This window comes from Rossellomorea sp. NS-SX7 (assembly GCF_052828565.1).
In genome coordinates, this window is the sequence record NZ_CM128249.1 from 3,463,814 (window position 1) to 3,477,493 (window position 13,680).

Here is a 13,680-nt window from a genome sequence, read left to right on the forward strand (position 1 = left end):
TATCTTTCACCATCCTATCTTCCCACGGTTCCCATACCGTTGATGATTTTATCAAGCATTTCATCTTGAAGGGTGATCATTCTGGCAGAGGCATTGTAGGCGTGCTGGAATTTAATCATATTGGTCATTTCTTCATCAAGTGAAACTCCGCTGACGGACATTCGGCGTTCTTCTACCGCTGAACGCAGTACTCCAGAGTTCTGTGAGAGCCGGAGGGATTCCTGAGATTCAACCGCCATGGCGCCGATGACAGATTCAAAGTGCGCTCTGAAAGTGGCAGGCTTTTTGCCATATGACAGCTCTTCAGTTGTGATGATATCAGCTAGCGCGCTCACATTTGCCGAATCACCAAGTGTAGGGTTGTCTGCACTAGCCGTAGCAATCATGTCTAGGTTGCTCAATTCATCTGCGATTTGCATACGTTGTGCAAACCCTGCTTTATCAACATTCTCCAAGTCTGCGGAAGCATCCTTGGAGTCCTGAAAAAACTTAGGGGTTTCAACAGTTGGATCTTCGATTCCCGCAGGGGAAACCCCTTTTTGATGCTGTTCATTAAAAGCCTTCGAGAATTCGTAAGCCATGCTATCGAGTTCATTCAGCATTGTTATGTACGAACCTTTTGCTTCTCCGCTCTTGTCGGTAAAGCCGTATGTATCGATGAGCGCTCTTAATTTCCCTTCACCCTGCGATAAGAAGTCATTCACATCAAGCTTCTGGCTGCCGATTGTAACGGAATCGACCGTACCCTGCGGTCCATCCATAGAGAGCTTCAGTTCATTCGCTCCGCTTTTCCCAACAAGGTTGACGGCAAAATCCCCATCCTTGCCAACCAGGTTAACGGTGACTTGACCTTCTGCAATAGGAGAAGAAGCTCCCCCGCTCGACTGATAGCTTGTTTGGATCGTGACGTGCTTGGATAATTCATCGATTAGGCGATCACGTTCATCATACAAATCATTAGGCAGATAACCATGAGGCTCCACATCTGCAATTTGCTTATTGATTTTGTCGATTTGTCTGGTCAGGGAATTGATTTGTTTCTCTGTCACACCGAGTTCATTTTTTAAATCACCGCGAACACCGGTCAGCGAAGTAGATAAATAATTAAACGTATTCGCCACCGCTATTCCACGTTCACGAACAACCGATCTGGCACCTGCGCTCGTAGGATTTACTGCAAGGTCCTGAAGCGATTGCCAGAACATATCCATCGTCTTGGATAAACCGGACTCGGATGGTTCGTTCATGACTTCCTCCATCTTCTTCATCGCTTCCATTTTCGATTCCCAATATCCAAGTTTATTATTTTCATTGCGAAATTGAACATCAAGGAACGAATCCCGGACACGCTGAATGGAACCGGCCTCTACCCCCGTTCCCATTTGTCCCGGAATATTTGGACGGTTCATCGAAGGAGCCGGATATGGGGTTGTCTGTTCAAAATTCACCCGCTGGCGGCTATAGCCAAGTGTGTTCGCATTTGAAATATTGTGGCCTGTTGTATAAAGGGCGCTTTGTTGTGTGTACATGCCGCGCTTGGCGGTTTCAAGGCCGTGGAAAGTTGATCGCATGGTGGTGCCTCCGTTTCAAATATTAAGCCTGCGAATCAAACATTGATCGCTGTGGCGGTGCTTTTTTTTCACTATTTGGACGAGCATACGTCGATTGTTGTTCCTGAGGCTGCATGATCGATAGATTCATATTCACGAATTGAAGAGATTGATAGACCAACTTCTGATTCAGCTCATTCCGTTCTTTTAACTCAGAAATCAGCTCTGTCATTTTATGATGCCAATCCTGTAGTACATGTTTATCCTCTTGTGCACTGTATTCAATGCATTGAGATAGGGTCGGTTGTTCTTCTGTCAGCAGGCCAAGTGGCTTCAGATAACTGGCAGATTGCCGCTGCCGTTCATTCTCGACCGTATTGATAGCGGCAATGTGCTTCTGCTCGTCTTTTAACAGATTGTCGAGTCCTTCCATATCACCGCGCTTGATCACATCCGTCTTCTTTACCGAGAGATCCATCAAACTTTTATTCAGCTTATACAATTTTTCAAGCGTTGCAATTAAAGTGGATGCTGACATGTCTGCTCTCTCCTAGCTTTGGTAGAAATTCTTTAATCCTTTGGCAATGGCTTTCGGATCGATTGTGTAATTCCCGCTCTGTACCTGATCCTTCAGTGCTTCCACCTTCGCCTGGCGTTCTTTCGTCATTTTTGAAGCTTCCTGCATTTCTTTTGCAGTGGAAGAAATCTCGATTTTATCAGAAGGTGTTTTACCGGATTTCACCGCTGAACCTAACTTATTAAGGCTACGTTGATACGGATTGATATTCTGGTTCCCAATATTATTGATTTTCATATTGTTTCCCTCACTTTCATCACGTTCATACTCTCTATTTAAGTATATCGGATAGAACGCTGTATTGTTTAGTGATCTTCACTGGTTAGTTCTTCCTAATTCTGTTCTGGTTCACTTGTCACGCATTGTGTAGTACGTGCCCTGCTCCTTCATCTTTTCTTTCCATTCACTATTTGCTTCATACTGCTGCAAGTCTTTTTTCAATTCATACGTACACCCCTGGCAAAGCTTGCCGCTAGTAATAATCTTCCCACATTTATCACATGGGTAACCCAGGTTAGGGAACATCTTCGTCTGAATGCGCCCCTTCTTCACCCATTTATAAAGAAGCTCTTCCTCTACACCCGTTTGATTGATGACCGTTTCCATCGTTGCAGCACGGTTCTCTCTTTTCTTTAAAAATTGGTACACCGTCTCATACATTTTCTCGTCTTCTTTAAAGCATTTCTCACAAACGTCACGAAATTTATTTTTCATAAACAGCGCATTACAGCGCGGACAGTTCATAACTTCTGACATCTTTATTTTCCTCCTGGCGGTACTGATTGTTATTCTTTATATCGGAGGAAGAACTTCATCTTTTAACCCCTTGCGAGAGTTATAGAGGAGACTTGTTCTGCACCAGCTTCTTTGAAAAGTTTGGCTGCCTGTCTTAAAGTCGTTCCGGTTGTATAGATGTCATCGAATAGAAGAATGGAATGCCCTTTAAGGTTTGTTTCTGATAATGTAAAAACCTGTTTTTGTTGCAACCTTTGTCGGCGTGATTTTTTTGACTGTTTTTCAGAATGGATTCTTGAAAGTAATTCGGACGAAACGATGCCTGCAGTTTCCAATAGAGCAGTCGATTGGTTAAAGCCTCTTTCATAGTGTCTTTCCTGGCTTAGAGGGATTGTGGTTAAGTGGTCATACTTTATTTCTTTAAGGCGGTTTTCGATTTCAAGCACGAATGCTTTTGCTAAAACATGATCGCCCCGGTATTTGTAGCGTGCAAGGTACTTTTTCAGAAAGTCATTGTATTCAAAGAGAGAAGTATTGTATCGAAGGATTCCTTTCCACTTGGGATCTTCCTCCCAGCGAAAGCAGTCCAAGCATACTTTTGCTCTTTTAAGTTCATCGGAAAGTTTATCTAATGATCGGGAACATAGCGTGCATCGTTTGCCCTTTATGGTTTCCAAACTATTTTTACAATCACCACAGAGATATTGGGGTTCACTGTGAAATAAACCTCTCCATGAGATGACTTCGTTGATCGGATTTGTGCAATACAGGCATACATTATTCATTAATCAATCCTATCTTCGCCGCTTCCTTATTCATCATAAAAATCTGCAAGCCCGCATAGATCATCGCCTTTGTCCGGCCTTTGTGAAAATAGACGACATCCCCCCTCGGATGATCAGCACTTCTCCCCACTCTACCTGCAATCTGGATAAGTGCACTTTCAGTGAAAATCTGATCTTCAGCCCCCAGCACCGCTACATCCATATTCGGGATAGTGACTCCTCTTTCTAAGATGGTGGTAGTGAGCAGGATCGGTATTTCCTGGATTCTCATTTTTTGAACTTTTTCTTTTCGATCGTTGTCTTCTGCATGAACAGATTCAATGACTGGATTGAGTTTTTGGAATAGCGGGAGGGCTTTTTCCATGACTTTTACGGACGGGAAAAAGATGAGTGCTTGTTTGTTTTGTTGGAGTCTTTGGAGAGTCCACTTTTTTAACGGTGAAGGGATCTTATGTTTCTCAAACGTTTTTTCCCAATTGCCGCACCAGGCTAAACGTGGCATAGGAATCGGATGTCGATGGTAACGGGCAGGGATACGGATGTGGTTTTGCTTTCCAGATGTACACTTTTTCTGAGTTAGTGAGTCGGGAGTCGCCGTTAAATAGACGATGGCCGACTCAGGTTTACGTGCTTTATCTACTGCAAATTGCAGGGAGGTGTCGTAAGAATATGGGAAGGCATCCACTTCATCAATGATGATGAAATCGAATGCATGCTGGTATCTGTATAGCTGATGGGTGGTTGAAAGGACAAGCTGACCGTATTCGTGGCGGTCTTCGGATCCTCCGAAAAGCGTGGTGATGGAGGTATGAGGGAAGACTTTTTGAAGTCTTGGTGAGAGTTCAAGGACGACGTCGGTCCTTGGTGCGGCGATGCAGACTCGTTTATTTTGAGTGAGGGCTTCATGGATCCCTTCGAAAAGGACTTCTGTCTTCCCTGCTCCGCATACTGCCCAGACTAGTAGATTGTCATTCTTTCGAACGGCTTCTACTACTCTATTGGATGCTTCGTGTTGGGCTTGGGAGAGAGTGCCCTGCCAGTCGAAGAACGGTTGATCGTGGGTGGCTGGTGATGGTCCGGTCCAGGTGATGAGAGGGGTGCATTCTGATACCCTGCCCATCATAATGCAATTTCTGCAGTACGTGCAGGGTGCTTTGCAGCGGAAGCAGTGGAAGCTGGCAAACAGGTGTTTTTGTGTGTTTCCGCAACGGTTGCAGTGATTGTTTTCGACTCCTTTTCCATAGGTAAGGTAGCCGTTTAGGTAATGTTGGTGAAGGTTTTCGATGTTGAATGGGAGTTCGTCTGGGAGGAGGGATCTGCCTGAGAGGTAGTGTTGGAGTTCTGTGGAGTAGTCGTATAATTGGTTGGGTTGCGTTGGGGCCGGGATGTCGATCTCTGATATTTTCAGCAAGGTTACAGGTTGGTTGGTTAGTAGGGGTTCTGGAGTTAGGTGGTTGGATTGAGGTGAGAATCGCATTATTGGAGTCCTCCTGGGTTATTGTTTATTTTTTGTGTGGGTTTTGGATGTGGTGCCTGGCTCAAATGAACGTTTTTGAGTCAGGCTCATATTGCTGCTTATAAGCCTGGCTCGATTCATCCTATTTGAGCCTGACTCAAAATAATATAATTGAGATCATCCTCATCTTGGCATCTCCCAATCTTTAATTCTCAATTTTGATTCGACATAGAATTGAATTATTTCTTGCGGGTTTTCTCCGAGAGATTTGTACATTTTCTCTTTGTGCGTTATTTTATCATCTTTCATTGTAATGAAGCTTCTGTAACTGCTCCATTGGTATTCCTGTGGCATTTTTGAACACTTGGCCTTGACCGGGTTGAGGTGGACATAGCTGCTCGTATCCGTCAGGTGCTTCCAGTTTTTAATAAGTTTGGCGTAGTAACGGTCTTGAAAAACGGGGCAAGTATAATTGTATTTAATGTTGAAATAGCGTGCATAAAGGGAGTGAATGTAGTGAATGATTTCTGCTGGAGAGTGATCGATTGTTTCGATGACGGGGTGGATATGATTCGGCATGAGGCAATAAGAATGAAGTATAAACGGGGTTCTTTTCTTTGCTTTTAATAAAAGTGATAAATATCGGTGGTAATCTTTTGGTTCTCTGAACAAGTTACCCTTCCTATTTGCTTTTGACCAATATTAATATTCGACAAAGATTGCGTAATTCCTGCTTTTTGGGGTATTTTACTACTTTGGGCGTCATTAGCGGGTAAAACTTTTCCGGTGCCTGGCTCAGATTAACGTTTTTGAGCCTGGCTCGTTCTGCCCGATTTGAGCCTGGCTCAATTTAACTAATCTGAGCCAGGCACCATCAATTCACACCACCAAATAGTACAAACAAATAAATCAGCACAAACAAAAAAGCCAGGAGCCACAACCCAGCACCTGACCCTAACTATTATCCACTAATCTTCTTCGCCCAGCCCATCCCCATCGAGCCTTCACCCAAATGAGTACCAATCACCGGACCAAAATAACTCACATCAAACTCCACATTCGGATACTTCTCTGCCAATTCCTTCATCCACTCGACCGCTTCTTCCTCACGGTTGGCATGGATGATCGAAGCCTGATAAGCCCCTCCGTCTTTCACTGCATCCTCAAGCAATCCTTCCACCCGCTTCAACGCTTTTTTACGGGTACGGATTTTCTCAAACGGCACGATAACTTTATCAACAAAATGCAATAATGGCTTTACCTGCAACAGACTACCAATGATTGCCTGCGCCTGGGATAGACGTCCGCCGCGCTGCAAATGAGCTAAATCATCAACCATGAAATATGCCCGAACAGACTCTTTCATTTCATCCAGCAAACGAACGATTTCTTCCGCGCCCTTTCCATCACGGGCAAGCTTGGCACCCTCAAGGGCATAGAACCCCTGGATCATGCAGCTGATTTCCGAATCGTAAGGATAGACCTTGATTCCATCTACCATCTCTCCAGCCTGTACCGCTCCCTGATAAGTGCCGCTTATTCCGCTTGAAAGGTGAATCGATACCACCGCGTCATAGTCGCGCGATAATTTTTCAAACAGCTCTACAAATTCCCCAACCGGCGGCTGGGAAGTGGTCGGCAGCTTGTCCTGACTGACAACTTCTTCATAAAATTCATTGGCTGTAATATCAATTTCTTCCCGGTATGTTTCGCCGCCAAGAATGACGCTCAGCGGGATCATGTGTATGTTTAAAGACTCGCGCAATTCTTTCGGGATGTAGGCTGTACTATCCGTTACAATTGCCGTTTTCATATTCGTTACCCCTCTTACTTCTTTAGTTTAAAATTGATCAGCAAACGGCACCTCATGGGGGCCCTGCTGATAACTTGTCTACTCTAACCTATGTATCTTTTTCATTTTATATGAAACTTCTTTCGATTGCATCACTTACACCTAAAAAACAAATAAAACAAACGTTTGTTTAAGGTCAGGAAACCCCGTCAGTACTGGGCTTTCAAATCTTAATCAAACGTTTGTTTAAATTTCTCACCGGGTCCCCACGGTCAGTGAAGCGAGGGTCTTTTTAGACTTTCTGGAAGATAAAAATACCCCTGCAAAAATGATCAAAAGACCAAGAATCAAATTGTGCGTAATCGGTTCCCCAAGTAGTACAAATCCCCAAATCATAGCAGTTCCAGGTATCAGGTATGTGACCGTCGACGCGAATTCCGGGCTTCCATTTGTCATGATGTAAAAGTACAGCAGCGTGGCAATCCCCGATCCGAAACAGCCAAGCCCGATGATCCCAAGCAAAGCTTCGCCTGTTAACAAGCTTCCTGCATCAATCGGCTGGGTCACCAGCATACCGACGAACCCGATCGTAGCACCAATCAACAACTGAAATGTCGAGATGGTAACGACACTTGTTCCCGCAAGGTATTTTTTTGTGAAATGAGAGGAAAAGGCATAGCTCATAGTTGCAAGGATCATCGTCCCTACTCCGATAAAATCAGATCTGAAAATCCCATTTACTTCAAAGTTCATCAACACTAATATCCCGAAGAAACCAACAAGGATCCCAATCCACTGAAAGCTTGTCAATACCACTGAAAACAGCAGAAATCCGATAAGTCCGGTCCAAATCGGAGTCGTTGCGTTTAAAATAGATGCCGTGTTACTGTTAATCTGTGTTTCACTCAATGCGATCAGTGTCCATGGAAGTGCCGCGTTCCCGATTCCGACTACGATCAGCTTCCATATCGGAAGAGGCTTCTTCTCCCCTTTACGTCTTTGAATGAAAAAAATCGGCAGAAGCACCAGGGCACCGGCGATACATCTCAAGAAGACCGTTCCCCACACGCCGGCAGGCTCGACCAGCCATTTAATGAAGACAAAAGACATCCCCCAGATCAAACTTAATCCGATTAGTGCCATATACAAGCGGGCCATTCCGTTTCCTCCTCTCCCCTCTTTTACTATATGAAGGAGTTGTGCAATTTAATAGATGAAAAGATGTTATAACAGATAATTTTATACGTTCCATCCTATCTCATTTTCACTAGGAAAGGTAGTCCCAATTTAGCATACACGTCTCATTTTACAAACTATTACAAAAACACTACTTTTCAACCATTCTATTTTCACATGACAGTGCTAATATGTAAGTGTTTGCAATAAAATACATATTTTAGGGGAGATTCTGTTGAAGAAACATTCGAAAAAAGTTGTTGGTACTGCTTTAGCTCTAGGCCTTCTCATCCCTCAAGCCACTCCTTCCATTACGTATGCTGATGTCATGGATCAGGATGTGGTGAAGCTTCGTATTTTGGAAACAACGGATATCCACGTAAACCTTGCCAATTATGATTATTATCAAGATAAAGAAACGAACAGCTATGGACTTGTTAAGACAGCCACGCTTATAAAAAACGCACGCGAAGAAGTGAATAACAGCCTTCTTTTTGATAACGGAGACTTGATTCAAGGGAATCCACTGGGAGATTACGTTGCAAAAGTTGATCCGCTGCAAGATGGTGAGACTCACCCGGTATATAAAGCGATGAACCTGCTTGATTATGATGCAGGAAACATCGGAAATCACGAGTTCAACTATGGACTGGATTTTCTTCAAACTTCTTTAAAAGGCTCTAATTTTCCATACGTAAACGCCAATGTTTATAAAGACGATGGGAATGGGAATCCGAGTGACGATGAAAATTATTTCACACCTTATGAAATCCTTGACCGGGAAGTAATCGATGAAGACGGAGAAACACATATGCTGAAGGTCGGTGTCATCGGATTCACCCCGCCTCAAATCATGCAATGGGATAAGGCAAACCTTGAAGGGAAAGTGATTGCAAAAGATATTGTGGAATCAGCCAATAAATTCATTCCACAGATGAAAGAAGAAGGTGCCGATATCATCGTTGCCATCCCTCACTCCGGAATCGGGAATGTAACAGACCAAGGCATTGAAGAGAACGCTACTTATTCCTTGTCAAAAGTGGACGGGATCGACGCCATCCTGTTCGGTCATTCCCACGGGGTCTTCCCTTCTGAATCATATGCAGGCATCGAAGGCGTTGATGTAACAAAAGGAACAATCAACGGCGTCGCTTCCGTTATGCCTGGATATTGGGGAAGCCACCTGGGTCTTGTCGACCTGGAACTCGAACTGAAAGACGGGGAATGGTCGGTGATCAATTCGCAGTCTTCCACCCGTGCTATCGCAGATAAGAGCGGCAATCCATTGGTAGAACGGGATGAAGAGGTGTTCGGGGCAATCGAGGAAGACCATAACCACACCATCGACTGGGTCAGAAGTGCAGTCGGAGAAACGACGGCTCCGATCAATAGCTATTTCGCACAGGTAAAAGATGATCCATCCATTCAAATAGTGACGAATGCACAGAAATGGTATGTGGAGAAATACATCCAGGGCACTGAATATGAAGGGCTTCCGGTATTATCCGCAGGCGCACCGTTCAAAGCAGGAACACGCGGAGATGCTTCTTATTACACAGACATCCCTGCCGGAGAACTTGCGATTAAGAATGTTGCAGATCTATATTTATATCCCAATACTCTTCAGGCTGTATTAATTGATGGTGCACAAGTGAAAGAGTGGCTCGAAATGTCGGCCGGACAATTCAATCAGATTGATACAACCACTTCTGAAGAACAATCACTTGTTAATGGTAATTTCCGTTCCTATAACTTTGACGTGATTGACGGTGTAACGTATGAAATCGATGTGACAAAACCGGTTCGATACGGGTCAGACGGCAAACTGATCAATGAGGATTCCCATAGAATCAAGAATCTCAAGTATAATGGCCAGCCGATTGATCAAAATCAGAAATTCATCGTAGCAACGAATAACTACCGTGCAAGCGGAGGCGGACACTTCCCTGGAAGCGATGGATCGAATATCATCATCCAATCGCCGGACGAGAACCGCAATGTCATCATCGACTACATCATGGAAAAAGGGACAATCAATCCTGAAGCAGACGGCAACTGGAATTTCTCTGCAATCAAGGGAGATGTAAATGTCGTATTCCAAACTTCTCCTGAAGCACAGAAATATATCCATGATTCCAGAACGTTCAAGTATATCAACACCGAAGATAGCGGATTCGCTAAGTATTCCATTAAATTCAAGCAAAGTGATGCAACGAACCCCGGGCAGGACAAAAAGGAGTCAAAGGGGAACTTTTTGACAAACTTCATTTTTTCGATCGCACAGACGTTTAATTTCATTAAATAATTCCTTGGAACCTCCAATACGGGGGTTCTTTTTCACATAAGCAGAGACATTACCTTTTTCGTGGTTTTTCATCTGCCAACCTAAACCATTTAACTTTCATGGGTTTTCATCATATAATGGGAGGGTAGAATTTATAACCAGAGAAAAATATTTTATGGGACTGATCATGAATGTACAATAAAGAAACGGTTTATAAAGAATTATTGAATGTAATGCATACAGAGAATATCAAGCGCGATGAAATGCTTAGGGACCACCTCTATACGAAGCTTGGTGGGAAGGCGGATTTCTTCCTTACCCCGACAACTTATGAGGAAGTGCAGAATATCGTAAAGCTTTCCAATAAGGTAGACGTCCCGTTCACGCTGCTTGGGAACGGATCGAACCTGATTGTGAAAGACGGCGGGATCCGCGGCATCGTCCTTCATCTGAAGAACTTTGACGAGATCAAAACAAACGACCAGCAGATCGTGGCTCAGAGCGGGGCAGCAATCATCGATGTTTCAAGAAGAGCCTTGGCAGAACGCCTGTCTGGACTTGAATTTGCCTGCGGGATTCCTGGAACAGTCGGAGGTGCCCTTTTCATGAATGCCGGTGCTTATGGCGGGGAAATCAAAGACGTACTGGATTACTGCTACGTGGTCGACCGTCACGGTGAGCTAGTCAAACGTACGGCAGCAGACCTTGAGCTCGATTACCGCCACAGTAACATCTCTGAAAAAGGGGATATCGTCCTAGAAGCGACTTTCAGCTTAAAACCTGGCGAATACGATGATATCAAAGCAATCATGGATGACCTGACGTATAAAAGGGAATCGAAGCAGCCGCTTGAATTCCCATCCTGCGGCAGTGTGTTCAAACGCCCTCCAGGTTACTTCGCCGGCAAACTGATCCAGGACAGCGAGCTGCAAGGAACGAACTTTGGCGGTGCCGAAGTTTCCACTAAGCATGCCGGGTTCATCGTCAACAAGGACAATGCGACGGCCAAGGATTATATTTCACTGATCGAGCACGTACAGAAAACGGTGAAAGAGAAATTTGATGTAGAGCTTGAGCGTGAAGTTCGGATCATTGGTGAAGATTTGGAATAAACATAAAAAATCAGGGGCTCCCCATAACGGACCCCTGATTTTTTATGGCTTCACTGCATCAACAATAAGAGATACAAACCCGAGCTTTCCATTGGAATTCCGGTGGTCAAAGCGTTGGGAGCGGTAGATATATCCTTCTTTCTCATCCCATTCATTGTAAACGAAATCCCCTTCATCATTGCAAAATTCCAATAGCCTGACCTCGAATCCGGCTTCTTCGAACATCTTCGTGAGAGTCTGGTATGTATGTACGATTTTGTGACTGGCTGCAGGATGATCGACTGGTCCCGGTCCTCCGACCTGCACCATCTGCTGATATTCTTCATCAGGAAAATTCCCATCCGGTACCGCACAGCGGACATATCCTCCTGATTTCAAATAAGCATAGCAGTTCCGTGCAGCCTGCACGCCTTCTTCATAGGTCAAGTGCTCCCACACATGCTCTGCCAGGATCGCACGGACGCTGTTCTCAGAAAAAAAGTCGGCCCAGTCCCTTTCGTCCAGCAGATTAAGATCTTTTTCCTGCGTCTGCATCCATGTCGGATTATTTGAATATTCCCCTGCTCCGATTACGACTCGCAACTCCGTCTGTCTAGACATTTTCTTTCAACTCCAATCGTCTATACTAAACTTCTATTTAAAAATAGGAATCACCTTTATAAAAACAAAAAACAGCCTAATTAAATTAGACTGCCGGAAATGGATGGCGGGTGGTCCTTATCTATTTTTCTGAACGGGTGCAGGCTTCGGTTTACGGAACAGGCGGATATTCGTATTTTGCGACTGCTGGACTTTCGCATCGAATTCCAGCATTTCGCGGGCCTTTACGTATAAAAGGGACACAGCCTAGCCCTCCTTTATAAAATGGTTAATTAGTTCCTAAATACCCCGACATTTCTTTCTAAAACCTGAAAATTAAAAATCATAGTTCCACAAAATTTTCCATTCTCCTTTTTCCTGTGCAACATAACAAACCTGACTGATGGTCATTTTGCCAAACTGGCTGTTAAACAGTAAATTCACCTGGGCAGATCTCACCTCTTTGAAAGCAGGACCATCCTTACTGAACTCAAAATTTTTTATTTCTTCTATTTCCCCCACTTCGACCTCGAAGGTATCAACGCCCATGTGACCTAGAAATACATGGTTCTTTGTTTGAATGTACGAAGACTTACCGAATTTCTTCTTCATTTCTGAATGGAACATCTCCCACGAGTTCCCGAAGTCGCCATTCTGTTCGTATTTATAAAATTCCTCAATCACTTGTTCCGGGGATTCCCCTCCTCCACTTCCGAGCACACTCACGAAAAGAAAAAGCAGGATCCCCCCGATGACGCCAATCAGTAAAAGAGGAACTGGATTTTTCCGTCTCCTCATTCCTTCACCCCTGTCTGAATCCTATACAACCATTAGTATGAGAGCCTGCCATTCTGTATGTGATTTTCAAGGGATTAAATGAGAAAAGCCTTCATGAAGGTTTCATGAAGGCTTTCAGCTAGTCTGCAGTATAATCAATTTCAATCAGGTCCCAAGCCGTAACGATTCCAAGAGGTTCCTCATTCTTACGGCCATTTTCGGTTAAGATGATGGCTTCAAGATCGACCTTGCGCTGATGATAGCGTTCAAATAATTCTTCCACATCGAAAATGGTGGATGACTTTGCTGCAAAGGCTAATGGATGTTCTTTCTCGTGTTGAAAAACATCTTTAATTTTCACGTGGGATAGATCCACAATACTCCCCATCATCCGTTCTGCCAACCACTTCACAATACTTTTTGCAGTTAATAAACCCACGCATTCCCCGTCTTGAAAAATAGGATACTGAGAATAATTATATGTTCTGATGCCATTGATGACATCCTCGATACTATCTTCCATCTGAAAAAAGATGATGGCTTTGGTCGCAATAGTCAAGGCATAATTGGGACTTGTTAGGACACGCGCAATCTTTTCGATCCTCTCGACTACATCCCTATGCGGTTCCGCTATGTAATAACCCAGCTCAGTTTTTTCATGGACTAGTGCATTTCGAAGCTTAGCATATTGAAAGAGTTCATCTTGGTACGTACTGATGACCCGGTGATGACGTCCTGCATGTACCAGGCTTGTGAACTTATCCGACCTGGATTTAACCTGCTTCTTCAATGCCTCATGAATTTGATTGAATGCGACTTCGTATCGCTCGGATTGGGAGTAGGTCGTTGTGTTCATC

The 13,680-nt window shown here is 44.1% G+C and carries 15 protein-coding genes; 2 read left to right on the forward strand and 13 right to left on the reverse strand.

Annotation, left to right across the window (positions count from 1 at the left end; genetic code table 11):
- Nucleotides 1-14 precede the first annotated feature (14 nt).
- From flgK to ACUXV2_RS17300, 9 genes are all read right to left on the reverse strand, one after another.
- Nucleotides 15-1,571 (reverse strand): flagellar hook-associated protein FlgK, encoded by a 1,557-nt coding sequence (flgK, locus tag ACUXV2_RS17260; protein WP_446244385.1) that lies wholly within the window; start codon nucleotides 1,569-1,571, stop codon nucleotides 15-17.
- A 22-nt stretch (nucleotides 1,572-1,593) separates the two neighbouring features.
- Nucleotides 1,594-2,088: a flagellar protein FlgN gene (locus tag ACUXV2_RS17265; RefSeq protein WP_446244386.1), complete on the reverse strand. Its 495-nt coding sequence runs from the start codon at nucleotides 2,086-2,088 to the stop codon at nucleotides 1,594-1,596.
- Between the two features lie 12 nt (nucleotides 2,089-2,100).
- Entirely contained in the window at nucleotides 2,101-2,364 is a 264-nt protein-coding gene (gene flgM, locus ACUXV2_RS17270; RefSeq protein ID WP_446244387.1) for a flagellar biosynthesis anti-sigma factor FlgM, read from the reverse strand.
- 111 nt (nucleotides 2,365-2,475) lie between these two features.
- A complete protein-coding gene (locus tag ACUXV2_RS17275) occupies nucleotides 2,476-2,883 on the reverse strand; it encodes a TIGR03826 family flagellar region protein (RefSeq protein WP_446244388.1) in 408 nt (135 codons plus the stop codon).
- A 62-nt stretch (nucleotides 2,884-2,945) separates the two neighbouring features.
- Nucleotides 2,946-3,452 (reverse strand): ComF family protein, encoded by a 507-nt coding sequence (locus tag ACUXV2_RS17280; RefSeq protein ID WP_446244389.1) that lies wholly within the window; start codon nucleotides 3,450-3,452, stop codon nucleotides 2,946-2,948.
- 187 nt (nucleotides 3,453-3,639) lie between these two features.
- A complete protein-coding gene (locus tag ACUXV2_RS17285; RefSeq protein ID WP_446244390.1) occupies nucleotides 3,640-4,767 on the reverse strand; it encodes a DEAD/DEAH box helicase in 1,128 nt (375 codons plus the stop codon).
- 519 nt (nucleotides 4,768-5,286) lie between these two features.
- A complete protein-coding gene (locus ACUXV2_RS17290) occupies nucleotides 5,287-5,775 on the reverse strand; it encodes a transposase (RefSeq protein WP_446244391.1) in 489 nt (162 codons plus the stop codon).
- 289 nt (nucleotides 5,776-6,064) lie between these two features.
- Nucleotides 6,065-6,916, reverse strand: coding sequence for a DegV family protein (locus tag ACUXV2_RS17295; protein ID WP_446244392.1), 852 nt, complete (start codon nucleotides 6,914-6,916; stop codon nucleotides 6,065-6,067).
- Between the two features lie 234 nt (nucleotides 6,917-7,150).
- Nucleotides 7,151-8,053, reverse strand: coding sequence for a DMT family transporter (locus ACUXV2_RS17300; protein WP_446244393.1), 903 nt, complete (start codon nucleotides 8,051-8,053; stop codon nucleotides 7,151-7,153).
- Nucleotides 8,054-8,306: 253 nt separating this feature from the next.
- On the opposite strand from ACUXV2_RS17300, the gene ACUXV2_RS17305 reads away from it, so the two are divergent.
- Nucleotides 8,307-10,376, forward strand: a complete 2,070-nt coding sequence (locus ACUXV2_RS17305; RefSeq protein WP_446244394.1) for a bifunctional 2',3'-cyclic-nucleotide 2'-phosphodiesterase/3'-nucleotidase — start codon at nucleotides 8,307-8,309, stop codon at nucleotides 10,374-10,376.
- Nucleotides 10,377-10,546: 170 nt separating this feature from the next.
- Nucleotides 10,547-11,467 (forward strand): UDP-N-acetylmuramate dehydrogenase, encoded by a 921-nt coding sequence (gene murB, locus ACUXV2_RS17310; protein ID WP_446244395.1) that lies wholly within the window; start codon nucleotides 10,547-10,549, stop codon nucleotides 11,465-11,467.
- Nucleotides 11,468-11,509: 42 nt separating this feature from the next.
- Here murB and ACUXV2_RS17315 read toward each other — a convergent pair whose 3' ends face one another.
- The 4 genes from ACUXV2_RS17315 to ACUXV2_RS17330 form a co-directional block, all read right to left on the reverse strand.
- The gene (locus ACUXV2_RS17315) at nucleotides 11,510-12,067 is read right to left on the reverse strand and encodes a class I SAM-dependent methyltransferase (RefSeq protein WP_446244396.1); all 558 of its coding nucleotides are present in this window, start codon (nucleotides 12,065-12,067) and stop codon (nucleotides 11,510-11,512) included.
- A gap of 117 nt (nucleotides 12,068-12,184) precedes the next feature.
- On the reverse strand, nucleotides 12,185-12,310 hold the full coding sequence (locus ACUXV2_RS17320; protein WP_446244397.1) for a hypothetical protein: 126 nt from the start codon (nucleotides 12,308-12,310) through the stop codon (nucleotides 12,185-12,187).
- A 72-nt stretch (nucleotides 12,311-12,382) separates the two neighbouring features.
- The gene (locus tag ACUXV2_RS17325; RefSeq protein ID WP_446244398.1) at nucleotides 12,383-12,844 is read right to left on the reverse strand and encodes a hypothetical protein; all 462 of its coding nucleotides are present in this window, start codon (nucleotides 12,842-12,844) and stop codon (nucleotides 12,383-12,385) included.
- 118 nt (nucleotides 12,845-12,962) lie between these two features.
- Nucleotides 12,963-13,679, reverse strand: a complete 717-nt coding sequence (locus tag ACUXV2_RS17330; RefSeq protein WP_446244399.1) for a CBS domain-containing protein — start codon at nucleotides 13,677-13,679, stop codon at nucleotides 12,963-12,965.
- Nucleotide 13,680: the final 1 nt, after the last annotated feature.

Excerpts from the sequence above, each read along its gene's own strand:
- ACUXV2_RS17330 (WP_446244399.1), bottom strand. The coding sequence starts at position 13,679 with ATGAACACAACGACCTACTCCCAATCCGAGCGATACGAAGTCGCATTC.
- ACUXV2_RS17265 (WP_446244386.1), bottom strand. The coding sequence starts at position 2,088 with ATGTCAGCATCCACTTTAATTGCAACGCTTGAAAAATTGTATAAGCTG.
- ACUXV2_RS17275 (WP_446244388.1), bottom strand. The coding sequence starts at position 2,883 with ATGTCAGAAGTTATGAACTGTCCGCGCTGTAATGCGCTGTTTATGAAA.
- ACUXV2_RS17325 (WP_446244398.1), bottom strand. The coding sequence starts at position 12,844 with ATGAGGAGACGGAAAAATCCAGTTCCTCTTTTACTGATTGGCGTCATC.
- ACUXV2_RS17285 (WP_446244390.1), bottom strand. The coding sequence starts at position 4,767 with ATGGGCAGGGTATCAGAATGCACCCCTCTCATCACCTGGACCGGACCA.
- ACUXV2_RS17295 (WP_446244392.1), bottom strand. The coding sequence starts at position 6,916 with ATGAAAACGGCAATTGTAACGGATAGTACAGCCTACATCCCGAAAGAA.
- ACUXV2_RS17300 (WP_446244393.1), bottom strand. The coding sequence starts at position 8,053 with ATGGCCCGCTTGTATATGGCACTAATCGGATTAAGTTTGATCTGGGGG.
- flgM (WP_446244387.1), bottom strand. The coding sequence starts at position 2,364 with ATGAAAATCAATAATATTGGGAACCAGAATATCAATCCGTATCAACGT.
- flgK (WP_446244385.1), bottom strand. The coding sequence starts at position 1,571 with ATGCGATCAACTTTCCACGGCCTTGAAACCGCCAAGCGCGGCATGTAC.
- murB (WP_446244395.1), top strand. The coding sequence starts at position 10,547 with ATGTACAATAAAGAAACGGTTTATAAAGAATTATTGAATGTAATGCAT.
- ACUXV2_RS17315 (WP_446244396.1), bottom strand. The coding sequence starts at position 12,067 with ATGTCTAGACAGACGGAGTTGCGAGTCGTAATCGGAGCAGGGGAATAT.